Source organism: Alteromonas gracilis (genome assembly GCF_002993325.1).
Lineage (GTDB): Bacteria > Pseudomonadota > Gammaproteobacteria > Enterobacterales > Alteromonadaceae > Alteromonas > Alteromonas gracilis.
This window is the reverse complement of the sequence record NZ_PVNO01000026.1, coordinates 285467-308526: the sequence shown is the minus strand read 5'-3', so window position 1 is coordinate 308526 and position 23060 is coordinate 285467. Positions and strand designations below refer to the sequence as shown.

The 23060-nt window shown below is 45.0% G+C and carries 21 protein-coding genes; 4 read left to right on the top strand and 17 right to left on the bottom strand.

What is annotated here, in order from left to right:
• Positions 1-20: 20 nt before the first annotated feature.
• The 9 genes from thiL to lpxD form a co-directional block, all read right to left on the bottom strand.
• Positions 21-986: a thiamine-phosphate kinase gene (thiL, locus tag C6Y39_RS13245; RefSeq protein ID WP_105931721.1), complete on the bottom strand. Its 966-nt coding sequence runs from the start codon at positions 984-986 to the stop codon at positions 21-23.
• A gap of 47 nt (positions 987-1033) precedes the next feature.
• Positions 1034-1456 carry a transcription antitermination factor NusB gene (gene nusB / locus C6Y39_RS13240; protein WP_105931720.1) on the bottom strand — a complete coding sequence of 141 codons (423 nt, stop codon included), beginning with the start codon at positions 1454-1456 and terminating at the stop codon, positions 1034-1036.
• 12 nt (positions 1457-1468) lie between these two features.
• The gene (ribH, locus tag C6Y39_RS13235; RefSeq protein ID WP_105931719.1) at positions 1469-1942 is read right to left on the bottom strand and encodes a 6,7-dimethyl-8-ribityllumazine synthase; all 474 of its coding nucleotides are present in this window, start codon (positions 1940-1942) and stop codon (positions 1469-1471) included.
• 240 nt (positions 1943-2182) lie between these two features.
• Positions 2183-3283 carry a bifunctional 3,4-dihydroxy-2-butanone-4-phosphate synthase/GTP cyclohydrolase II gene (ribBA, locus tag C6Y39_RS13230; protein WP_105931718.1) on the bottom strand — a complete coding sequence of 367 codons (1101 nt, stop codon included), beginning with the start codon at positions 3281-3283 and terminating at the stop codon, positions 2183-2185.
• 20 nt (positions 3284-3303) lie between these two features.
• Positions 3304-3966 (bottom strand): riboflavin synthase, encoded by a 663-nt coding sequence (locus C6Y39_RS13225; protein ID WP_105931717.1) that lies wholly within the window; start codon positions 3964-3966, stop codon positions 3304-3306.
• A gap of 20 nt (positions 3967-3986) precedes the next feature.
• On the bottom strand, positions 3987-5126 hold the full coding sequence (ribD, locus tag C6Y39_RS13220; protein WP_105931716.1) for a bifunctional diaminohydroxyphosphoribosylaminopyrimidine deaminase/5-amino-6-(5-phosphoribosylamino)uracil reductase RibD: 1140 nt from the start codon (positions 5124-5126) through the stop codon (positions 3987-3989).
• 43 nt (positions 5127-5169) lie between these two features.
• Complete coding sequence (gene nrdR, locus C6Y39_RS13215; RefSeq protein WP_012517538.1) at positions 5170-5619, bottom strand: transcriptional regulator NrdR; 450 nt, start codon at positions 5617-5619, stop codon at positions 5170-5172.
• Between the two features lie 99 nt (positions 5620-5718).
• On the bottom strand, positions 5719-6975 hold the full coding sequence (gene glyA, locus C6Y39_RS13210; RefSeq protein WP_105931715.1) for a serine hydroxymethyltransferase: 1257 nt from the start codon (positions 6973-6975) through the stop codon (positions 5719-5721).
• Positions 6976-7129: 154 nt separating this feature from the next.
• Positions 7130-8158 carry a UDP-3-O-(3-hydroxymyristoyl)glucosamine N-acyltransferase gene (gene lpxD, locus C6Y39_RS13205; RefSeq protein WP_105931714.1) on the bottom strand — a complete coding sequence of 343 codons (1029 nt, stop codon included), beginning with the start codon at positions 8156-8158 and terminating at the stop codon, positions 7130-7132.
• A 345-nt stretch (positions 8159-8503) separates the two neighbouring features.
• Between lpxD and ettA the strand changes: the two genes are divergently transcribed.
• The gene (ettA, locus tag C6Y39_RS13200) at positions 8504-10171 is read left to right on the top strand and encodes an energy-dependent translational throttle protein EttA (RefSeq protein WP_105931713.1); all 1668 of its coding nucleotides are present in this window, start codon (positions 8504-8506) and stop codon (positions 10169-10171) included.
• Positions 10172-10324: 153 nt separating this feature from the next.
• The gene (locus C6Y39_RS13195; RefSeq protein WP_105931712.1) at positions 10325-10732 is read left to right on the top strand and encodes a PilZ domain-containing protein; all 408 of its coding nucleotides are present in this window, start codon (positions 10325-10327) and stop codon (positions 10730-10732) included.
• A gap of 143 nt (positions 10733-10875) precedes the next feature.
• Here the strand turns inward: C6Y39_RS13195 and radA are convergent, their stop codons facing one another.
• Complete coding sequence (radA, locus tag C6Y39_RS13190; protein ID WP_105931711.1) at positions 10876-12243, bottom strand: DNA repair protein RadA; 1368 nt, start codon at positions 12241-12243, stop codon at positions 10876-10878.
• A gap of 188 nt (positions 12244-12431) precedes the next feature.
• Between radA and C6Y39_RS13185 the strand changes: the two genes are divergently transcribed.
• Positions 12432-14957 carry a PilZ domain-containing protein gene (locus C6Y39_RS13185; protein ID WP_105931710.1) on the top strand — a complete coding sequence of 842 codons (2526 nt, stop codon included), beginning with the start codon at positions 12432-12434 and terminating at the stop codon, positions 14955-14957.
• Positions 14958-15092: 135 nt separating this feature from the next.
• Here the strand turns inward: C6Y39_RS13185 and serB are convergent, their stop codons facing one another.
• Positions 15093-16082 (bottom strand): phosphoserine phosphatase SerB, encoded by a 990-nt coding sequence (serB, locus tag C6Y39_RS13180; RefSeq protein WP_105931761.1) that lies wholly within the window; start codon positions 16080-16082, stop codon positions 15093-15095.
• A gap of 148 nt (positions 16083-16230) precedes the next feature.
• Here serB and C6Y39_RS13175 point away from each other — a divergent pair, with 148 nt between their 5' ends.
• Positions 16231-16905, top strand: coding sequence for a hypothetical protein (locus C6Y39_RS13175; RefSeq protein ID WP_240618894.1), 675 nt, complete (start codon positions 16231-16233; stop codon positions 16903-16905).
• Positions 16906-16933: 28 nt separating this feature from the next.
• Here C6Y39_RS13175 and C6Y39_RS13170 read toward each other — a convergent pair whose 3' ends face one another.
• From C6Y39_RS13170 to lepA, 6 genes are all read right to left on the bottom strand, one after another.
• Positions 16934-17734: a TatD family hydrolase gene (locus C6Y39_RS13170; protein ID WP_105931708.1), complete on the bottom strand. Its 801-nt coding sequence runs from the start codon at positions 17732-17734 to the stop codon at positions 16934-16936.
• A 55-nt stretch (positions 17735-17789) separates the two neighbouring features.
• Positions 17790-18428, bottom strand: coding sequence for a pyridoxamine 5'-phosphate oxidase (gene pdxH / locus C6Y39_RS13165; protein WP_105931707.1), 639 nt, complete (start codon positions 18426-18428; stop codon positions 17790-17792).
• A 204-nt stretch (positions 18429-18632) separates the two neighbouring features.
• Entirely contained in the window at positions 18633-19544 is a 912-nt protein-coding gene (gene era / locus C6Y39_RS13160) for a GTPase Era (protein ID WP_105931760.1), read from the bottom strand.
• 10 nt (positions 19545-19554) lie between these two features.
• On the bottom strand, positions 19555-20241 hold the full coding sequence (gene rnc, locus C6Y39_RS13155; protein WP_105931706.1) for a ribonuclease III: 687 nt from the start codon (positions 20239-20241) through the stop codon (positions 19555-19557).
• Complete coding sequence (gene lepB, locus C6Y39_RS13150; protein ID WP_105931705.1) at positions 20241-21143, bottom strand: signal peptidase I; 903 nt, start codon at positions 21141-21143, stop codon at positions 20241-20243. The genes rnc and lepB overlap by 1 nt, the downstream gene beginning before the upstream one ends.
• Entirely contained in the window at positions 21143-22939 is a 1797-nt protein-coding gene (gene lepA, locus C6Y39_RS13145; protein ID WP_105931704.1) for a translation elongation factor 4, read from the bottom strand. Before lepA ends, lepB begins: the two co-directional genes overlap by 1 nt.
• Positions 22940-23060: the final 121 nt, after the last annotated feature.

Genomic DNA, 23060 nt, shown 5'->3' with positions numbered 1-23060 from the left:
ATCTTTGTTAACGTTTTCAATTAAAAGCTATGCTCGTAACCAGAAGACGTAACTGGCGTGTATTTCTCATTATCTTTCAACAATGAAAGTGTACCGCTGTGGCCTGTTAACTGGCCAATGCATGTCGCTTTTACATTAGTGCTCGCTAAAGAGGTTTCAAGGCTACCTCGCTGCTCTTCACTCACGGTGAAAATAAGCTCATAGTCATCACCGGCAGACAATGCGTATTCTATTGCCTGCTCTGGCGACACAGCGCTTGTTAGAGCACGAGAAAGAGGTAAACGCTCAACATGCACAGTGGCACCGCAATTGGACGCTTTAAGAATGTGGTTCAAATCTGAAATTAAACCATCAGATATATCAATACATGAGGTAGCAATACGGCGAATAGCGGTACCAACTGCAACGCGCGGTGTCGGAAAGTAATGACGGTTAACTAACACGTCTTTGGCTTCACCACTTACGTTAAGTTTATTTTGAAGAATATCTAGGCCCGCGCCAGCGTCTCCTAAAGTACCGGTAACATATATCCAGTCCCCTGGTTTCGCCCCACTTCGGGTTAGTTCAGAACCTGGCGGTATAAAACCTTGTGCGGTAATCGTCATGGCCATTGGCCCTTTCACCGTGTCTCCGCCAATAAGCTGCACTGAATAGTATTGAGTAAGCTCATATAGGCCTGAAACAAAGTCGTCAAGCCACGGCTCGTCAACTTCTGGAAGCGATAGCGACAGGCTAATCCACGCAGGCTCAGCGCCCATTGCAGCAAGGTCACTTAAGTTAACGGCCACTGTTTTGTATGCCACAGATTTCGCTGGCGCATCTGCTAGGAAATGCACACCTGCAACAAGAGTATCAGTGGTAACGGCTAGCTGTTGATTTTCAGGAACCGTTGTTACAGCACAGTCATCGCCTATACCAATAACAACATCTTTACGTCGATGGCCACTGTTTGAAAAATAGCGGCCGATAAGATCAAATTCTTTCACAGTATTTTTTAAACCCTTTAGCGGCAATCCATGCCGCCACGGTAAGGTTAGTCGCGCTCGTCTTTACGCAACGTGCGCACTGCTTTATCTAGTGCACCATTAATGAATTTGTGGCTTTCTTCAGCACCAAATGCCTTAGCAAGCTCAATCGCTTCATTAATAATTACGCGATAAGGTACATCAATGCGCTCAGTCAGTTCCAGCGTCGCAATGCGCAAGATCGCTTTTTCTATTGCGTCCAACTCTTCAGGCAGACGACCAAGATACGGTTTAATGGTAGTATCAAGCTTACTCGCGTTATGTGCAACGCCTCGTAACAACGCTTGAAAGTACGCCATATCAACCTTTTGCATGTCGTTACTGGTAGCTAGCGCCAGTTCAACTTGCTGAATATCGTTGTGACTCATTTGCCATGAATATATCCCTTGCAGGGCTAATTCACGGGCTTTACGACGAGCTGAAACTTTCACTTAATTTTTACCTTAAAGCTTTTCAACAGCATCGATAACGTTAACCATTTCAAGCGCGCCCAATGCAGCTTCTGCACCTTTGTTACCCGCTTTAGTACCTGAACGTTCGATAGCTTGTTCAATTGAATCTGTGGTGATTACGCCAAATGAAACTGGAATACCGTATTCTAGTGATACTTGTGCAAGGCCTTTATTGCTCTCCCCCGCGACAAAATCAAAGTGGGGCGTACCACCACGAATAACTGCACCTAGCGCAATGATAGCGTCAAATGACTTTTTCTCAGCTAATTTCTTAGCCACTACAGGTAACTCGTAGGCACCAGGCACGCGAACCACTGTGATGTCATCTTCATTTACTTCACCGTGACGCTCTAGCGTGTCTAAAGCACCTTCCAGTAAGCTTTCTACTACGAAGCTATTAAAGCGAGCTACAACAATAGCAAACTTTTTACCGGTTGCTCTGATATTACCTTCAATTACCTGCATGGTTTAATTCCTCGAGAAAAAACGGCGCGAAGTATACCACAACTGCGCCCAAACTAAATCGATTGTTTCTGTAAGTTCAACTATTCGTAAACGGCCACTTTATGCTTAGCCAAATGTGGGGAGGGAGTGCTGGTCGCAAACCCTCCACCGCATGGATGCGGTGGCAGAGCGTACAGGGACGTATTCACCGCGTGTTTGCGACGAGCATTCCCTCTCCACTCTCGCTGTGCTCTACACGTGCTAGTCGTGCACGTACTCTACAACTTCAAGGCCGTAACCTGAAAGTGCATGATATTTAATTGGCTTACTAAGCAAGCGCATTTTGTGCACGCCCATAGATGCAAGAATTTGACTACCTACACCGATAGTGCGTGACGAGCCCTGCCAGTCAGCACCCGTTGGACGCTCACCTCTGTCTTCTGCGGCAAACCGACGTACTTGGCTTTCTATATGCTCTTCTTTACCTAACAGCACCAACACACCGCCTTCTTCTGAGATTTTTCGCATACCATCGGCTAGCGTCATCGAGCGATGAATACCGCGAGTAGAGCCGAGAAGATCACTAAACGTATTGTGAAGGTGTACACGGACAAGCGTAGGCTCGTTTTCTTTGATATCGCCTTTTTTAAGAGCGAAGTGCAGTTGATTGTCGATGCTATCTTTAAATGTATGAAGCTCAAAATCGCCGTATTCTGTAGGCATATTGCACTGAGCTACTTTTTGAATAGTCGTTTCATTAAGGTTACGGTATTCAATAAGATCTGCAATGGTGCCTATTTTTAGGTTGTGCTTGGCAGCAAACTTCTCTAGTTCAGGACGGCGCGCCATGGTGCCATCTTCATTAAGGATCTCAACAATAACCCCAGCTGGCTCTAAACCAGCAAGACGCGGTAAATCTACACCTGCTTCAGTGTGACCAGCTCGGTTTAAAACACCACCATCTTTTGCAATTAGCGGAAAGATATGACCAGGTTGCACGATGTCTGTCGCTTTGGCGTCTTTTGCAACAGCAGCTTTTATAGTTGTTGCTCTATCGGCAGCTGATATACCTGTTGTAACGCCAGTTGCCGCTTCAATGGACACGGTAAAGTTAGTTGAAAACTGCGCTTCGTTTTTATCCACCATTAGCGGAAGATTAAGCCTGCGACAGCGCTCTTGCGTCATTGGTAAACAAACCAAACCGCGGGCGTGGGTCACCATGAAATTTATGGCTTCAGGCGTCACGTGCTCTGCCGCCATAATGAGGTCGCCTTCGTTTTCCCTGTCTTCATCATCCATCAGGATAACCATTTTACCCTGACGAATGTCTTCAATTATTTCTTGTGTAGTGTTAAATGCCATATTGTGTGCTTCTTGTAGGGTTATTTTTTTAAAAATCCGTTCTCGGCAAGAAATGCCATGTCAATGCCCTTGCTTGTTGGCTCAGCGGCTTTATCGCCAAGCATCAATCGCTCTAAATAGCGCGCAATAACATCAACCTCTAAATTCACCGCTGTGCCTACTTTATAGCTTCCCATAATTGTTTCTTGTAGCGTGTGAGGAATAATCCATAGCATAAACTCTGCGCCATTCACTTCGTTCACCGTTAAGCTTATGCCATCTACAGTGATACTTCCCTTGTGGGCAATATATTTAGCCAGCGTATCAGGTGCTTTCACCCAAAATTCTACATAGTCTTTATGTTTAATAATCTGAGTTACTTGGCCCACACCATCAACATGACCAGAAACAATGTGCCCACCTAGACGATCGCTAGGACGCATCGCTTTTTCAAGATTCACGGTAGACCCTACACTGTAGTGTGCAAACCCAGTTAACTTAATAGTCTCAGCAGAAACATCGGCGCAATAATAGTCTGGCCCCATGTCTGTCACTGTCAAACAAACACCATTGGTCGCAATACTATCGCCTAAAGCGACATCAGACATATCAAGCGTAGATGAAGATACCGTTAAACGAATATCATTGCCTCGATTGTCGAGCTTCTTAATTGTACCCAACGCTTGAATAATTCCAGTAAACATAAAGTTCCTCTTTAGTCGCTTTAACGACAGGTGTTGCTAACATCAGGACGAAAGATAAGCTTAATATCGTTACCCACCTGACGGTTTTCAATAAGAGAGAGTGAAATAGATTGATTTAAAGCGGTGAACGCTGGCAAATTGACCATACTCACGCCTTTATCGCCCAATAGCTTGGGTGCTTGATAGCAAATAAGCTCATCCACAAGGCCTTCTTGCAATAGGGCACCGGCAAGACCAGGGCCTGCCTCTACCCATACCTCATTATACTGTTTATCACCTAGTGCCGACATCAACCCATGTAAGTCGACCTTGCCATCTTTTTCATCAACCTGGATGTAGTGACCAACTGAAGTATCAGGGTGGGCCTGCAACGTTGCAGTAAAGGTAACGTGACCGTCACTAAATACATTAAAATCGCGGTTTAGTTTGCTCTGACTATCCACAACGATGCGAGCAGGTTGGCGAATATGCTCAAGTGGATAATTTTCGAACTTTGCCTCTTGTTCCCTCACCAAAAGACTGGGATTATCCGCCGCAACAGTACCTGAACCCGTTAACACTGCGCAGCTTTGCGCGCGATAGCGCTGCACATCACGTCTTGCTTCAGGCCCTGTTATCCATTGGCTCACCCCATTTTGAAGCGCAATTTTACCGTCTAGGCTTATACCCAATTTAACCCTAACAAAAGGTTTACCCGTAAGCATGCGTTTGGTGAATCCGGGATTAAGCGCAGCGGCTTCGGCGGCCATCACATCACTGACGACTTCGATACCTGCGGCTTGCAGCATGTTTATGCCATTGCCACATACATTTGGATTAGGGTCTGTCATTGCCACTACAACGCGTGCTACCTGCGCTTCAATGAGCGCGTTAGCGCAAGGGGGCGTGCGACCAAAATGGCTGCAAGGCTCCAGGGTTACGTATGCTGTAGCGCCTTTAGCGCCGTTGCTACGAGCATTTGAAGCTTGTCTGAGTGCATGGACTTCGGCATGGGGCGTGCCCGCTTGGACATGATACCCCTGACCGAGCAGTTGATTGTTTTCATCAACAATCACACAGCCAACACGAGGATTAGGTGAGGTGGTGAAACGCCCCTTTTGGGCTAGTTGAATGGCTTTTGCCATCCAAAAATAATCATTTTTAACCGTAGCGTGGTTCACTTGGATTCCTGTTGTAGCCCTAAGTGTTTAAGGTTTACTGACCCTAATCCCCTAAGCGTGCAATCTCTTCTCCAAATTCACGTATGTCTTCGAAGGAACGATAAACTGAGGCGAACCGAACATAGGCAACTTTGTCGAGTTCTTTGAGGGCTTTCATAATTAAGTTGCCAAGCAATTCACTGCTCACCTCCCTCTCGCCGGTTGCGCGAAGCTGAGATTTGAGTGAAAGAATACATTGTTCAACTTTTTCTGTGCTAACAGGGCGTTTCTCTAACGCGCGTTGTAAGCCTGCACGAAGTTTGTCTTCGTTGAAGGGTTCGCGAGAGCCATCGCGTTTTATAACGCGGGGCATCACAAGCTCTGCACTTTCAAAGGTGGTGAAGCGCTCATGACACACCATACATTCACGGCGTCTTCGCACTTGTTGCCCCTCTGCAACCAAACGAGAATCAATAACTTTTGTTTCTTGTTCTGAACAAAAAGGGCAAAACATGAATAATCCTTAATTATTGCGTACTTAGGCGCGTGAAGCTTAATCTAGACTAGATAGTCCAGCATTAGTACCAAAGTACGCAATAAAACACAAACCTATTTATTTATAAACAGGGAACTGTGCGCAAAGTGCAACCACTTCTTCTTGAACACGTTTGATAACAGATTCGTCACCCATGTTATCTAGAATGTCACAAATCCATGTTGCAACTTGCTGAGCTTGCTCTTCTTTGAAACCACGACGCGTTATAGCCGGGCTACCAATACGAAGACCACTGGTTACAAACGGTGAACGCGGATCGTTTGGCACTGAGTTTTTGTTTACCGTGATGTTCGCTGCACCTAGTGCTGCATCGGCATCTTTACCAGTAATATCTTTGTCAATAAGATCTAGTAGGAACAAGTGATTGTCTGTTCCGCCAGAAACGATTTTGTAACCGCGCTCTTGCATAACGGCAACCATCGCTTTCGCGTTAGCCACTACCTGTTGCTGATACACTTTAAATTCTGGCTGTAATGCTTCTTTGAAAGCTACTGCTTTAGCTGCAATCACGTGACAAAGCGGACCGCCTTGGTTACCCGGGAATACCGAGCTGTTAAGCTTTTTGTAAATCGCTTCGTCGCCACAAGAAGATAGGATTAGACCACTACGCGGACCCGCAAGGGTTTTGTGAGTTGTCGTCGTTACGACGTGTGCGTGAGGAAGTGGGTTTGGGTAAACACCAGCAGCCACAAGACCAGCAACGTGCGCCATATCTACAAGCAAGTAAGCACCTACGCTATCAGCGATTTCGCGGAATTTTGCCCAGTCAACAATACCTGAATACGCAGAGAAACCGCCGATAATCATCTTCGGTTTGTGTTCTTTGGCTAGAGCTTCAACTTGTGCGTAATCAATTTCGCCGGTTTCTTTGTTCAGACCATACTGTACAGCGTTGTATGTTTTACCAGAAAAGTTTACGTGTGAACCATGAGTAAGGTGACCACCTTCAGAAAGGCTCATACCAAGAACCGTATCGCCTGCGTCAAGTAATGCCATGAAAACGGCAGAATTAGCTTGTGAACCAGCGTGCGGTTGAACGTTCGCGTAGTCTGCACCAAATAGTGCCTTTGCACGGTCGATAGCAAGTTGTTCAACAACGTCTACGTGCTCACAACCACCGTAATAGCGCTTACCAGGGTAGCCTTCAGCATACTTATTCGTAAGCTGAGAACCCTGAGCTTCCATTACACGTGGGCTACAATAGTTCTCAGAGGCAATGAGTTCGATGTGATGTTCTTGACGCTCAACTTCTTTAGCCATGGCATTGGCTAATTCAGGATCGAAGTCAGCTATATTCATTTCGCGAGAAAACATGGGGGCTCCTTAACTGCGGTTTTTATACGGCGTTACGCACTGATTGCTCAAATTCGAGCCATATTCTAGTCATTTTGAGTTGCTTGTATACCGCTTTATGACCAAATTAATATAAATGGCGCAGGTTTAACGTAAAACCTGCGCTTAAGCGAGATCAGACCTGTTTTTCGAGGGCTTTAACACGGTCGAATAAACTACCAATTTTAGCAAGGCGAACCGTATTTTTGCGCCAGTCTCGGTTAGTTTGTGCTGGCTGCCCCGACGAATATACACCTGGTTCGGTAATATCTTGAACTATCATTGTGTAACCCGTCACTTGAACGTTGTCGCATATACTGATATGTCCATTTATGCCAACTCCACCGCCAATAATAACGTGCTTGCCGATATGGCAACTGCCAGCAATGCCTGTAGCGCCACAAATGCATGAGTGATCGCCAATAATACAATTGTGACCAATTTGAACCTGATTATCGATGATAACGTTGGTGCCAAGTAACGTATCTTCCATTGCACCTCTGTCGATGCTGCTACTCGCCCCAATTTGACTATCGTCGCCAATGCGAACCGAACCGGTCTGTGGAATAGGGATCCATACCCCTTTATCGTTTGCATAGCCAAAGCCTGCCGCGCCAATAACTGTTTGGCTATGGATAGTCACGCGCTTACCGATAACCACATCGTGATAGATGGTCACATTAGGATGAATAATACAGTCTTCACCAATGTGCGTACCTCTGCGGATAACGGTATTGGCACCAACAGTTACACGATCACCTAAGACCACATTCTCTTCAACAATGACGTTGTGTCCAAGAGATACGTCACTACCGATTCGAGCAGAAGGAGCGATTACCGCTGACTCTGCAATACCAGTGGCTACTGATGGCGTGGTATCAAATAACTGAGCTATAAGTGCAAATGCAGCATGTGGATTACCCACAACTAACGCAGGAACAGGGCTATCCCCCTTTAAACTTTCGTGCAGAATTACCGCACCGGCTTTTGTGTCTTTTAACTGCGGCTTATATTTAGGGTTTGTAAGAAACGAAATTTGATGCGAAGCCGCACCAGATAGCGTGCCCACTGCAGAAATCGTGATAGTTCCATCACCCTGCACTTCCCCACCAACATGTTTAGCTAATTCGTCCAAACTGTATGTGCGTTTATTCATGGCGGTCATCTTTATTACCTGTTCGGATGTTTGATGGTATCGAGTGTTGATTCTGAAGGGTTTTGCGATTGATTATCACGCTGGCAACGGATCAACTCTTCTCGATTTATAACGCTAAGTTTACATTAAATCGTCTCATCGACCGATGGATAAATTCACCTTTTTACCCCAAGCGCTCAAAATTTCCACAGGCACGAGCTACCTTTGTGTAAGTCACTAGCACAAACTACCCTGTTACGAGTAGAATATGCCACCAGTTAGGACGTGTTGAACTTTATTGCCGACTTTCGTGCATTGCAGTTCAACACGCCTTAGAAATTTTTATTTTTCACCGCTTTTTCAGCGAGGATAAGCATGGCTCAATACGTTTACAGTATGCACCGAGTGGGCAAAATCGTCCCACCAAACAGACACATTCTTAAAAACATTTCACTTAGCTTCTTCCCTGGCGCCAAAATTGGTGTGCTAGGTCTAAACGGCGCAGGTAAGTCAACCTTGCTTCGTATAATGGCCGGTATCGATACTGATATTGAAGGTGAAGCGCGTCCTCAACCTGGACTTAAGGTAGGCTACCTTCCTCAAGAACCGCAGCTTGATGAAACAAAAGATGTTCGCGGCAATATTGAAGAGGCCGTTGCTGATGTTAAGCACGCGCTCACTCGCCTTGACGAAGTGTACGCTGCATATGCAGAAGCGGATGCCGATTTCGACGCGCTTGCAAAAGAGCAAGGCGAGCTAGAAGCCATCATTCAAGCCAAAGACGGACATAACTTGGAAAATGCACTAGAGCGAGCAGCAGATGCCCTACGCCTTCCGCCGTGGGATGCTGATGTGAGTAAGCTCTCTGGTGGTGAAAGGCGTCGTGTAGCGCTATGTCGCCTGCTTTTAGAAAAGCCTGAGATGCTACTTCTTGACGAACCTACCAACCACTTGGATGCAGAATCGGTTGCGTGGCTAGAACGCTTCCTTCACGATTACGAAGGTACTGTGGTAGCGATTACCCACGATAGATATTTCCTTGATAACGTAGCGGGTTGGATTTTAGAACTTGACCGTGGTGAAGGTATTCCATGGGAAGGTAACTACTCTTCATGGTTGGAACAGAAAGAAAACCGACTTGAACAAGAAGAGCGTACTGAAACTGCCCGTATGAAGAGCATGAAGCAGGAGCTTGAGTGGGTGCGCTCAAATCCAAAAGGTCGTCATGCTAAAAGCAAAGCCCGTATGGCCCGTTTTGAAGAGCTCTCCACCAGCGATTACCAAAAGCGTAACGAAACCAACGAACTTTTCATCCCGCCAGGTGAGCGCTTAGGTGACAAGGTTATTGAAGTGAGTAACCTTAAAAAGTCTTATGGTGATCGCGTACTTATCGACGACCTGACATTTAAAGTACCAAAGGGTGCCATTGTGGGTATCGTTGGTCCTAACGGTGCGGGTAAATCAACCTTGTTCAGAATGCTTACCGGTGCTGAGCAACCAGATTCAGGAACCATCGATTTAGGTGAAACTGTTCAAATTGCTGCGGTAGAACAGTTCCGTGACCACATGAACGAAAACAACACCGTATGGAAAGAAATTTCTGACGAACAAGATATCATTCGCATTGGTAACTTTGAAATAAACAGTCGCGCATACTGCAGCCGATTCAACTTCAAAGGCACTGACCAACAGAAATTTATCAAGGACTTGTCGGGTGGTGAGCGTAACCGTGTTCACCTTGCGAAACTGCTTAAAGCGGGCGGTAACGTATTGCTACTGGATGAGCCAACCAACGACCTCGATGTTGAAACACTTCGCGCCTTAGAAAATGCGTTGTTGGAATTCCCTGGCTGTGCCATGGTTATCTCGCACGACCGTTGGTTCCTTGACCGCGTTGCTACGCACATTATGGATTATCGTGATGAAGGCAATATCAACTTCTTTGAAGGAAACTATTCAGACTATGAAAGCTGGCTGAAGCAAGAATTCGGACAGGATATTGTTGAGCCACACCGCCTTAAATATAAGCGCATGGCGAAGTAATCCATAGAAAAATGAGATAGGTTTCACCTAAATCCCAATAATATGAAAGGCCTTAATCAGTGATTAAGGCCTTTTTTATTTAGTGGCATTCGTTGCGAAGGCGCGCAAATTAGCCAATACTGACAACGGAAACAAAAGCCAAGTGAGAAAGTAATGACAGATAAGCGCCAATTTCAACGTGTATCATTAGATGTTAACGGCACGCTAACACACAACGATACGAGTATCGACGTAATAGTCAGTGATGTGTCGCTTCAGGGCATCAAGCTTCAGGCGACTGAAACAGCCTTGTTAAACTTACCTTTCGATAGCCATGATCCCTACGTTGCTACTTTTCAGGCAAACGAAGATAGCCCTGTTATTACCCTTTATATCTCACAGTTATACCGCCATGCCGATAGCAGGAAAGAGCGTGTATCTCTTGGCTGCAAAGTTGAGCGTATGGACGTAGAGAGTATTAGCGCTCTTCGCCGCCTCATTACTTTAAACAGCGAAGATGCGAGTATTGAGGAAAAAGATTTAAACGCGCTAGTTAATGCGGTTTATCAAGAAGCCCATTAGCTTCTGTGGCTGTAATTAACAAGACTGAAAGACGACTTATAAACCATTATTCAGCCTTGTATGCATATTATGGAGCTCACCTTACCTGAACAAAATAGCGTATATGCTTTAGAACGTAAGTGTTTCAGCCTATGCAAATAACTTTACTCTAACGCATCTAATGCTTCAGACAGTCGTGCCACCGGCACCACCTGCATACCATTAATAGGCTGTTTGGGTGCGTTTGCTTTTGGCACAATAGCACGCTTAAAACCATGCTTTGCTGCCTCTACTATGCGCTCTGTTCCATTAGGAACGGGACGAATTTCACCCGCCAGCCCCACTTCTCCAAATACGATCAACTCTCTGGGTAACGAACGGTTTCTAAAGCTGGAAATCATAGCTAATAGAAGCGCTAAGTCAGCGCTTGTTTCCGAAACACGCACGCCTCCAACCACGTTAACAAATACATCTTGATCGTTCATTTGTACATTGCCATGACGATGCAACACTGCTAACAGCATTGAAAGCCGGTTCTGATCAAGGCCAACCGCAATGCGCCTGGGGTTAGACATTTGTGAGTAATCTACTAGTGCTTGTATTTCTACCAGCAAAGGCCGCGTGCCTTCCCAAATTACCATCACACTAGACCCGGGCGTTTCGTTATCACCTCGGCTTAAGAAAATGGCAGAAGGGTTACTGACTTCCTTTAATCCCCTTTCGGTCATGGCAAATACACCAAGTTCATTGACTGCTCCGAAACGGTTTTTGTGACTGCGCAACGTGCGATATCGCCCGTCGCTTTCTCCTTCAAGCATCATGGAGCTATCAATACAGTGTTCAAGGACCTTTGGACCCGCTAAGTTTCCATCCTTTGTAACATGACCCACAATAAACATAGCAATGTGATTTTGTTTCGCAAAACGCGTTAAGTACGCAGCACTTTCTCTTACCTGCGAAACGCTTCCCGGAGCAGACTGGACATCTGAAACATGCATAACCTGAATCGAGTCGATAACCATAATTTTAGGTTTTTTCGTCAACGCTAAGTCGCATATTGTCTCAACGTTTGTTTCAGCTAACATCATCAACTTGTCATCAGGAAGGTTTAAACGCTTTGCCCGCATAGCAACTTGTTGAAGCGATTCTTCCCCTGTGACATAAAGCGCCGTTTCGCTTTTGGCCATCTGACACATTACTTGCAGAAGCAGCGTGCTCTTACCTGCACCTGGCGAACCACCTATCAACATAGCGGCTCCCGGAACTATACCGCCACCGAGTACTCTATCGAGTTCTTTAAACGTTGAAGAAAATCGCGGAAGTGACTCTAAGTCAATTGCGTTGAGGGTTTCAATTTTAGCTGCGGTTTGACCCGCATAACCAGACGTGGTTTGTCGAGCAACACTTTTCGCACTTGCGACCACAAACTCACTTATTGTGTTCCACGCTTTACACTCGGAGCATTGTCCCTGCCATCTAGGAAACTCTGCCCCGCAATCAGAACACACATAAGCAGTTTTACGTTTTGCCATATTCCAGTATTATCCAAAGACTAAAAAGAGTATTCTAACATGCTATAAAAGGGAATTAATCAGAAACCTAACCCCTAGCTATACTTATGATTTTAGCCAAAAGTATTATAACTTTATGGGTTAATGTGTTTTTCTGATTGGCCGATAAAAACTAGAATAATGAAAACTAAGAGTAAAGTTGCGCCTTCATGAGTCAAGATTTAAAGCAATACGCTGATATTATTGAACAGTTAAAGCCCATGGTTAACGAGCCTGAGTTTAACCAAGTGTTGCTTCAAATTGCCGCAGATGTGCCCAAGGAAAAACGTTTCTTAATAAAAATGGAAGTCAAGCGTTTAGCAAAGCCATGTATGCGCACCATTGATTTGAGAGGGCATGTAGATGGCAAGTGCAGGAAGTATGTGCATGAAGGTCGAAGCCACTACATGGATGATCTTGCTGTCGATAAGTTCGAAGAGCAACTGCGTGTGTTCGGTCGCTACACTTATGGCGTTTACGAGGCGGTCCAGAATACTGAAAACAACTTTCGATTGTTGCGGGAAAAAGAGTTAGCACAAGAAATCGCAGACAAAGATAACCCTACAGCCAAAAAACGCTCTGCCGTGTTAGAACAATTTAAAGTCCCCACCGTCAACCTTCTAGATTACAGTCAGCGCAACACGGAGCGAATGAACTTTGCTGTGGCCGTTGAAATTTTCAATAGTGCAAATCAGTCGATGCGAGGCTTGAGTGTTGATATTTCACTTGAAGGACTACAAGTAAAGCTTTCAAAAGACGCGTTTTTCAGAACAGGCGAAAAGCTTTTTATCTATTTCAGAGGTTTGGAAAACGAGTTTGCCATGGATAAAAAAAATGGCATTGCTTATAAACTCGTTAAAATAATAACCAAAAACGATATTAACTATTTGGCGCTACAAAGAGATAAAGAACTTCCAAACCCTGCTTTCGATAAATTTCTAGAAAGCTTTATTCACGGCAACAAACGCCGATATAAAGTGAATATGAACAATACCGTTGAGGCGATCACCAGTAAAACGTGTGAACAATTTTTCTCTCCGCGCAGTCCAACGCTTCCTGTATTTATAGATGCAATAAATAATTCGCTTATACCACGCTTTGCCATGGCCAACGAAGTGAACAGAGAAACCGTTCAGTACTGGCAAGATGAAGAAGGCGTCTGCAGATTAAATTTTCTTTTAACGCAGGAGCGCCTTGCTCGACTTCTCAGCAAGTCTGAAGAAGCCCGTGAAATTTTTATTTTCAGCTTTACCCATTTGCATGGCGAGAAAGTTTATTTTTACTCAGCCTCTTTTGAAGAGCTCATGCAAAAAGATATGCTTTTTCGCGTTTTTCTGGGGTTTGGCTCAAAGAAAGCGAGCTGGCGCGTGTTCAAAGTTACCCTGACCGACATGAATCCCGAACAGGCTCATATTCCTCTTTCAATTCCGGATTCGGTAGGAAGTAAAGTTAAAAAACTTAACTCACCGCCTTCGGCGAGATTGATGTCAAAACTTAAAAGTTTACGATATTTGGCTCACATCACGGACGTGACTTCGGTGACCGGTCAAGAAACCTACAATGAGTTTAAATTTAACCGTAGCGATCTTACTCATTTGCGTCATTTCGGTCATCCACGTAATCGCGCCCCATCAAATATTCAAATAGTACGGTTTAAACACGAAGAACAACGTATTGAAAGCCGATATCAACTAAGAACCCAAGTTGAAGCTCGCTTTAACGATGAAGATACGGTTCACACTGGTGTCAGTGAAGATATTTCAGTTCACGGTTTAGGTTTAAGAATTGAGCTGAGCAAAGAATATAAAGGAAACTTAGAAGGTAAGGTAGAAGTGGCCTTCCCTCGCCTCCAAGAGATTGCTAGTTCTTTCGACGTAATGCACCTGCAATATGAAGTTATTTACCACAACGTAGATAAGAACATTTTGCATTTAAAAACCATGCCCGGCGACGAGGGCAAATCCGCTCGCGCTTTTTTTGAAGAACTGATTAAAAAGAACAAAGCCAGTTTAAAAGTTGAGAGTGACGAAGAAATAGTGCCTGGTATTGGTCAAGCACTTCGCTGCATCAACGCCAGAAATGCGACTTCTCTATCATTTTTGATGAGCAAAGAGGGCGTTCGCTATACGCCTCAGGCTTGCATAATTGGAAAGCAAGATGAGAGGGTTACAAATTTAACCACGCAATATGCCGAGCGAGGTAAAGTTAATTTAGAGTTTTTGTTCAGAGATAGAAAACAAGACTCGCCTTTCGTACAAAGTGGGATTAAAGCCGTTAAGCTTGAAAATATGCCGCTACGTCAGGAACTCTTTATTTCCTTCGATGCATCCCAAAAAGACCCTCGCATGGCAATAATTCCTCGCTACTCTGATAAGTTTGAAAGCAACGAGCAGCGTCGTGCATTTATACGAGATGCTATGACCCGTGGCCAGTTCATAGCGATTCACGTGATGCTAACGACTACGGGGAAACCTGACATGAGTTTGCTTCAAACTGAAATTAACTATGTCACCATGTATGCCGTGCATCGCGCTCGTGAACTAGAGAAAAAGCTATGGAGTTTTGCTGCCTGCTCTCACCTTGTCGATGTAACAGACGAAGTGCTAATTAGATATGGCTTCTCAAGAGAAGACATTACCGCAAATAAAACCCTAAAGAGCGTAACTCCTACGCAGGTTATTTTGAGCAATGCCTAAGGGCACGCTTGCTATTTTATTTACCTGCAGTGTGCTCGCTAGCTGCTCCAACTGAAGAACCCGTAGTTTGCTAAACTGTCCTTCAGCTGGCTCTGTGGGACAAAAACGCAAAACCAGCGAAAAATCACCAGCGCCCTATTTATCTAAGAAATAAAGCAGACTGTGTAAACTGCCAACACGTATGGCCACATCCGCTTTTTCGTTAACCAGCGGCTTACCGTGGCAAGCCACACCTAATGCTGATTCAGCCATCATGACTAAATCGTTAGCCCCATCACCCATAGCGACGGTTTGAGACTTTGGAATTCCCCACTTTTCAGCCAACGTCTTAACCGTCCTGGCTTTTACGTCAGCGTTAACGATTTCACCTTCTACTTTACCCGTTAGCTTTTCATTCTCGATAGAAAGCGTGTTCGAGATTGCAAAGTCGAGACCGAGCCTTTGCTTTAAATGGTCTGCGAAAAATGTGAATCCTCCTGATGCAATAGCGAGTTTCCAATCATTTTTCTTAAGCTCGGTCAGCAAGCTTTGGATACCTGGCATAATTGGAATGCTATCGCGGATTTGATCAAGGTGAAAAACCGCCACCCCTTCCAAACACGCTACACGGTGTGTCAAACTGTCATTAAACGCAATTTCTCCGCGCATGGCTTTTGCGGTCACCTCCGCAACCTGTTCTCCTACACCAGCCAGTTTCGCTATTTCATCAATACACTCAATCGAAATCACTGTGCTGTCCATATCCATTACTAATAAACCTGGTATAGAAAGGGATGGGCGAGATGCTTGTAGCCCTATGTCTAGGTTATAGGAAGAGGAAACGTCACCTAAAAGTGACTTAATATTGATATTTTCATGTTCGCTACCAAAGAGCGTACCGCGAATTTCGATGACGTCATCACCCAAACTCTGATGCAGGTGATGAAAAGCTAAACTTGTCGCGGTAAACACGCCTTTTAGTTTGCTAAGTACGCCTTCTATTAAATAAGGCGTAACGGCTTGCCCTATCACAGTTAGTGTGTGGGTAAATGTCGTGCTGTTGTGTGAAGAGCCGACAACCTGTGAAAGTGAAGAGGCGATGTGCTGGTCTTGGTCATTAAGCGTCGAGAAAAGCGTGTTTTTCATAGCGAAAACAGAAACTGCAATAGTAAGCAAATGGTGGCCTAATGCTACCCAATTAGGCTAAGTAATAAAATATCATCTTTTAAATTATTTAGAATTCCCCTACTGTTAGGCAAACGCAAAGACTTTATGGAAAGATGAATTGGACGACGTGCTCAATAAGGCGGCAGCTTACAAGAAAAATGATGCGCATTCTTTATATACCGCGCTAAAAAGACTTTTTCACACGTTGATAGTAAGCACAGTGTTTGCGCTAATTGTTGTGTTGCTACTGTTGTTTCAGCAATATCAAAGCGACTGGTTGACCGTTCAAACCCGCTACTCTGGTGAAAGTATAGCAAGACAATATGCAAAACTTTTACAGCCGGCATTTATTGCTGAAGATCTAGCTAATTCTGCGTCTCTTGCCGGTGCTTCTCAAAACCAAAGAGACTATATTGACACCGTTGCCTCAGTGTTGGTTGATGAGCCGCATATATTGGCCTTGGCTGTTTTTGATAAGGACGGACGTTATATTGCCCCCTTACCTAAAATAAACAGCGTGGTTGAATTAAGCCAATCTCAGCATGTTACGCCGCTTACTTACGTTGGTATGATTACAGATAAAGAAGGTAACTTGCTAGGCTATGTAAATATCCATATCGATACTCAGGCCGTATTGGAAAGCCCGCTCACATTGCGATATCAGCTGGCACTTATCGCAGGTATCTTAGTGTTTCTCGCGCTGCTATTAGGCGTTTATCTTACAAGGGCTTTTTACAAGTCCAGACCTTGGTTTATCCAAGTCATAGAATCTAAGAAGAAGCATATGAAAATCAGGAAATAAGCGTAATACCAATCCGCATAGATAAGTGCTATCCAAATAAGCGAAAATAATTACGTGTTGTAGCTGCTATTACCTCACTTTTTTCTACGCTATAGAGCTCGCTTATCGCGTCTACCACGTCTGTGAGATAACCAGGTTCGTTGGGCTCTCCCTGACGTCCGCACATCGGCATATCCGGCGCATCTGTCTCAAGAAGTAGTTTGTCAATGTGGTGCTCCAGCAAATAGCCCAACGTTTCGCGCGTTTTCTTCGCCCGCTCATAGGTGATAGTCCCACCAATACCTAAATAAAAACCGCGCTCGATATAGCCTTTTGCTACTTCTACACTGCCAGAAAACGCATGAATTACGCCACTACCTTGATAATTAGATTGCTTGAAGCATTCAAGCAGTAAGTGATGGCTCTTCCTGTGATGAACGATTACGGGTAAGGACACTCGCTCGGCAAGAGCCAGATGAGCATTGAAAACCTGCTGCTGCAGCTTTACGGGTGTATCAATGTGTCCATCAACCCCTGTTTCACCAATAGCTTTTACCGATGCATGACGAGCTAACGCTGCTTCTTCAAGTAGAGATAGTTGATGCGATATAACCTTGTCTGACGGAAGAGCGTCGTTTGCGTCAAGAAAATAAGGATGAAGTCCAAGAGCACTATCGATTGGGAGAATGTTTCGATATTGATCTGCTATGTTTTGAAGCTCACGCCAAGATTCAGGATGAACACTTGGCGCCATTATCCTCGATAGACCATTGGATGCAGCGCTATCCAACACCACTTCTAGATTTTTACGCGAGGCGAGTAGATCTAGGTGACAGTGACTATCTATCATAACATGAATACTTCAAGGTAAGCCTCATAGCGCTTAAGCCTTGCGCACCTCTCGCTTATGGCATTAAACGCTGTGTAGCCCACGTGCCTTCTTGAGTTTTATTGTACTCAAAACGATCGTGTAGCCTGTCTTCCCCACCCTGCCAGAATTCAATTTGGTGAGGCACAATTCTGAAGCCGCCCCAAAAATCGGGAACAGGAAGCTCCTTATTGGCAAATTTATCTTTTAGCTGCTTGAACTGGGTAAGCAGTAATTCTCTACTGCCAATAGGCTTACTTTGTTTTGAAGCATAGGCGGCAAGCTGACTGTCTTTAGGCCGAGAGAAAAAGTACGCTGCGTTCTCAGATACAGAAAGCTTCTCGACACTTCCGCATACTCTTACTTGGCGTTCCATAAAAAACCATGGAAAATGGCATGATACTTTCGGATTGGCCGATAACTCTTGTGCTTTGCGGCTACCTAAATTTGTGAAAAATACAAAACCTTTTTCGCTCACATCTTTCAAAAGGACAATACGTTGAGAGGGCTGACCACTTGCATCAACGGTAGCAACCGTCATTGCTGTCGGATCGGGAATGCCAGCGTCAATAGCATCTTTCAGCCATTTATCGAATAAGGTAAACGGATTTGAAGTAATATCTGACTCACTCAAACTGCCCTTTGAGTACTGCCTGCGCATATCTGAAATTGCCATATACCGCTCCTGAAAAAGGTTATTACGCCTGCGAGTGCTTTTAAAACCGGATAAGTAGATAACCCTGTAAATACTCACATCAGCGCATGTTACTAAGGTAGTTACCAAAAGCCATTCAGCTAAACAAAAATGCTGACTGACTATACGCTCTAATACAACGCCAGTTACAATCAACTAGCGTTATACAGTCAGTATAATCTTAAACTAAAAGTTGCTGTCGTCGCCGTAACCCAGTGAGCGCAAAGCACGCTCATCGTCTGCCCAGCCTTGCTTAACCTTAACCCAGAGCTCTAGGAACACTTTGTTGTCAAACAAGTTTTCCATGTCTTTACGGGCATGCTCACCAATGGTTTTCAAATGCTTACCGCCTTTTCCGATGATCATGCGTTTTTGTGTTTCACGCTCAACCAGAATAAGCCCGCTTATGCGGTACACGCCATTTTCAGCCATCTTAAACTGTTCTATCTCAACGGTGGTTGAGTACGGCAATTCATCGCCGGTAAACCGCATGAGTTTTTCACGAATTATCTCAGCCGCCATAAAGCGACTAGAACGGTCGGTGATATAGTCTTCTGGAAAAAAGAACTCGCTTTTTGGCAGAGATTTGGCAACAAGCTCTCTTATTTCATCAACCATTTTATTCTGTTTTGCACTGATAGGGATCATGTGCTCAAACTCGTGCTTTTCACCGAGTTTTTGAAGATGAACCATGAAGTTCTCTTTGTCTTCCACCTTATCCATTTTATTTACGATAAGATAGCAAGGAAGGTTCGCTTGCTTAACCTTGTTTAACACCATTTCATCTTCAGCATTAAAACGGTCGCCTTCTACGACAAATAACACGAGGCCAACCTCAGCCAAAGAGCTGGATGCCGCACGGTTCATATAGCGGTTAATTGCACGTTTTTCGTCTTGGTGGAGCCCTGGCGTATCAACATATATCGCTTGATACTCTCCGTCAGTGTCAATGCCTAGGATACGATGTCGGGTAGTTTGTGGTTTGCGAGAAGTAATACTTACTTTTTGGCCCAGCAAACGATTAAGCAAAGTTGATTTACCCACGTTTGGGCGACCAACAATAGCCACTAGACCACAGCGTGTTTGGATATCTGGCATTTCTGATTGATTATGCGTTGTCATCAAGCTTCTCCAATGTTAAACGAGCAGCTTCTTGTTCTGCTTTACGACGGCTATTGCCAGACGCCACGACTGCTTCAGAAAGGCTTTCTACCTTGCAGCTTACTTCAAATGTTTGCGCGTGATCTTTACCCGAAATAGACAGAACTTCATAGGTTGGTAGCGATTGCTTACGCCCTTGCAAAAATTCTTGAAGGCGTGTTTTACTGTCTTTAGGGTGCGCGTTAGGATCTAATTTGTTGATGCGGCTTTCCCACAGTCGGTCAATAACGCTGCGAACCTCATCCATACCAGAGTCGAGATAAATGGCCCCTAAAATAGCTTCAACGGCATCAGCTAAGATTGAACTTCTTCTGTGCCCACCACTTTTTAGCTCACCAGGTCCTAGGTTAAGCAATTCACCCACGCACGCCTCTTTAGCTAACTCCGCTAGCGTTTCACCTTTGACCAGGGTTGAACGCATTCTGGTTAGCTTCCCTTCAGGTACGGTTGGAAAACGCTTGAACAAGGTTTCCCCAACAATCATACCCAAGATGGCATCGCCCAAAAACTCTAAGCGCTCGTTGTGCTGCTTAGCTGCACTGCGGTGAGTAAGTGCTTGTTCCAATAAAGCTTCATTGGTAAATGTGTAGCCTATCGCCTTGTAAAGACGACGATATTTATCAATTCCCTGCATTAATGAATGCCACCTGCTCGCTCGAATCGAATACCTGTTGGTACCCACGTTGGTAGGAAATCTGATGGGCTGCGCTCAAATTCAAATGAAATCCAAATCGCTACCGCTTTTCCAACCAAGTTCGCATCGGGCACAAAACCCCAGAAGCGACTGTCGCGGCTGTTGTCACGGTTATCCCCTAACACGAAATACTGACCTTCTGGCACAATCCACTCGTTGCTACGCGTACCCGGCTGCGTATAAAAATTAACTGGCGAAATCTCGCGTACCGGGTGGCGTAATATGTCGTGCTCTACTGTGCCTAAATCTTCGGTGTAACGCATTAACTGCGCCATATCTTGTACAAACTCACCTCGTTCTTGGAACGTAAGCGGTACTGCCTTAAGTTTCGCACAGTTGTTACCAGACTCGCATTTAGGTTTGATATAAACCTGTTTATTTTGGTAAACCACGGTATCACCGGGTAGGCCAATTACTCGCTTGATGTAGTCAATTGACGGGTCTTCAGGATATTTAAAAACCACTACATCGCCGCGTTCTGGCACGCCGGTTTCAATAAGCTTGCTTCTGAAAACCGGGTCTTTCACGCCGTAGGCAAACTTTTCAACCAAAATAAAGTCACCCACCAATAGCGTGGGCATCATTGAGCCTGAAGGGATTTGAAACGGTTCATACAAAAATGAGCGCAATACCAAAACGAACGCGATAACAGGGAAAATCTGTTGTGAGGTATCAACTAAGTACGGCAGTTGAGGGTCTTCTCCATAGCCCGCTCCTTCTGCGGTAGCCGCAGCCTGTAAACGTGCTTTTCGCTTTGGCGCAAACACCAGGCTATCCACTAGCCAGATTAATCCTGTTATTAAGGTGAGTGCCACCAAAATCAAGGAGAAGTAATTTGCCATTATTTACCTACCTTAAGAACTGCAAGGAACGCATCTTGTGGCAATTCAACATTACCCACTTGCTTCATTCGCTTTTTACCTTCTTTCTGCTTTTGAAGTAGCTTCTTCTTACGGCTTACGTCACCGCCATAACACTTCGCGATTACGTTCTTACGCAACTGCTTTACTGTACTTCTTGCAACAATGTGGTTACCAATAGCCGCTTGAATAGCGATATCGAACATCTGACGTGGAATAAGCTCACGAAGCTTTTCAACTAACTCGCGTCCACGGCCTTGAGAATTTTCTCTATGGGTAATCACTGCGAGTGCGTCTACGCGCTCACCGTTGATAAGAATATCTACACGCACCATGTCTGATGTCTGGAAGCGCTTGAAATTGTAATCTAATGACGCGAAGCCACGGCTGGTCGATTTTAAGCGGTCAAAGAAGTCGAGTACCACTTCAGCCATAGGCAGTTCGTAAGTGACTGCTACTTGTTTACCGTGGTAGGTCATGTTGGTTTGCATACCGCGCTTTTCAATACAAAGGGTAATGACGTTACCTAAATATTCTTGCGGTACAAGAATATTAGCTTCAACCATAGGCTCTCGAATTTCAGCGATATCATTAACCGGTGGCAGCTTTGCTGGGCTATCAACGGTAAGTATTTCGCCTTTTGTCGTTTCTACTTCGTAGATTACCGTAGGCGCAGTAGTGATGAGGCCTAAGTCATACTCACGTTCTAAGCGTTCTTGAATAATTTCCATGTGTAGCATGCCAAGGAATCCAATACGGAAACCAAAGCCGAGCGCCGCAGAGCTTTCTGGCTCATAAAAAAGCGATGCATCGTTTAGGCTAAGCTTCGCGAGGGCGTCACGAAAGTCTTCGTAGTCATCCGAGCTTATTGGGAAAATACCAGCGTAAACCTGAGGCTTGACCTTTTTAAACCCGGGTAACATGGCATCAGCGGGGTCGCGAGCCAATGTAATGGTGTCGCCCACCGGCGCACCTTGAATATCTTTAATCCCGGCAATAATGAAGCCTACTTCACCTGCTCTCAATACACCTGTATCCAGAGGCTTAGGCGTAAATACACCAATTTTATCAACTTGGTGTGTCTGCCCGTTCGACATGATTTGAATCTTATCTTTTTTGGTCAGCTGTCCTTCCATAATGCGTACCAAAGAGACAACACCCTGATAGTTGTCGAACCAAGAATCGATAATAAGTGCTTTAAGCGGCGCTTCGCGGTCGCCCTCTGGCGGTGGGATCTTATTTACAATAACTTCAAGTACATCTTCAATACCGATACCTGTCTTCGCTGAGCAGCGCACAGCGTCAAGAGCATCGATACCAACAATATCTTCAATTTCTTCTGCTACACGGTCTGGCTCGGCCTGTGGCAGGTCGATTTTATTTAACACCGGCACTACTTCCATATCCATCTCGATGGCGGTATAGCAGTTTGCCAATGTTTGTGCTTCTACGCCCTGACCCGCATCAACCACCAAAAGCGCACCTTCACAGGCGGCAAGTGAACGAGAAACTTCATAGGTGAAGTCGACATGCCCAGGAGTATCGATGAAGTTCAGCTGATAAGTTTCACCATCACGCGCTTCATAGTTCAGTGTCACGCTTTGCGCTTTGATAGTAATACCGCGCTCTTTTTCCAGGTCCATAGAGTCGAGGACCTGCTCAGCCATTTCGCGATCTGTTAGCCCTCCACAGTGCTGGATTAAACGGTCTGACAGCGTAGACTTACCGTGGTCAATGTGGGCGATAATACTGAAATTACGAATGTGCGATTGTTGCATAATGCTGGAAATTACCTGCAGAAAAATTCATTAAACAAAAAATGCTGCTTGCCTTGCTTCAAGGGTTATACGCAGCGCGTGCGGATTTTACCCATTTCTCAAGCGAAAAGCGAATCACCAT

Coding starts and splice junctions, on each gene's coding strand:
- glyA (WP_105931715.1), bottom strand. CDS start 6,975: ATGTTTTCTCGCGAAATGAATATAGCTGACTTCGATCCTGAATTAGCC.
- ettA (WP_105931713.1), top strand. CDS start 8,504: ATGGCTCAATACGTTTACAGTATGCACCGAGTGGGCAAAATCGTCCCA.
- C6Y39_RS13185 (WP_105931710.1), top strand. CDS start 12,432: ATGAGTCAAGATTTAAAGCAATACGCTGATATTATTGAACAGTTAAAG.
- ribH (WP_105931719.1), bottom strand. CDS start 1,942: ATGCAGGTAATTGAAGGTAATATCAGAGCAACCGGTAAAAAGTTTGCT.
- C6Y39_RS13225 (WP_105931717.1), bottom strand. CDS start 3,966: ATGTTTACTGGAATTATTCAAGCGTTGGGTACAATTAAGAAGCTCGAC.
- rnc (WP_105931706.1), bottom strand. CDS start 20,241: ATGCAGGGAATTGATAAATATCGTCGTCTTTACAAGGCGATAGGCTAC.
- nrdR (WP_012517538.1), bottom strand. CDS start 5,619: ATGTTTTGCCCTTTTTGTTCAGAACAAGAAACAAAAGTTATTGATTCT.
- lpxD (WP_105931714.1), bottom strand. CDS start 8,158: ATGACCGCCATGAATAAACGCACATACAGTTTGGACGAATTAGCTAAA.
- pdxH (WP_105931707.1), bottom strand. CDS start 18,428: ATGGCAATTTCAGATATGCGCAGGCAGTACTCAAAGGGCAGTTTGAGT.
- lepA (WP_105931704.1), bottom strand. CDS start 22,939: ATGCAACAATCGCACATTCGTAATTTCAGTATTATCGCCCACATTGAC.
- serB (WP_105931761.1), bottom strand. CDS start 16,082: ATGAAAAACACGCTTTTCTCGACGCTTAATGACCAAGACCAGCACATC.
- era (WP_105931760.1), bottom strand. CDS start 19,544: ATGCCAGATATCCAAACACGCTGTGGTCTAGTGGCTATTGTTGGTCGC.
- C6Y39_RS13195 (WP_105931712.1), top strand. CDS start 10,325: ATGACAGATAAGCGCCAATTTCAACGTGTATCATTAGATGTTAACGGC.
- radA (WP_105931711.1), bottom strand. CDS start 12,243: ATGGCAAAACGTAAAACTGCTTATGTGTGTTCTGATTGCGGGGCAGAG.
- lepB (WP_105931705.1), bottom strand. CDS start 21,143: ATGGCAAATTACTTCTCCTTGATTTTGGTGGCACTCACCTTAATAACA.
- C6Y39_RS13170 (WP_105931708.1), bottom strand. CDS start 17,734: ATGATAGATAGTCACTGTCACCTAGATCTACTCGCCTCGCGTAAAAAT.
- ribBA (WP_105931718.1), bottom strand. CDS start 3,283: ATGGCATTTAACACTACACAAGAAATAATTGAAGACATTCGTCAGGGT.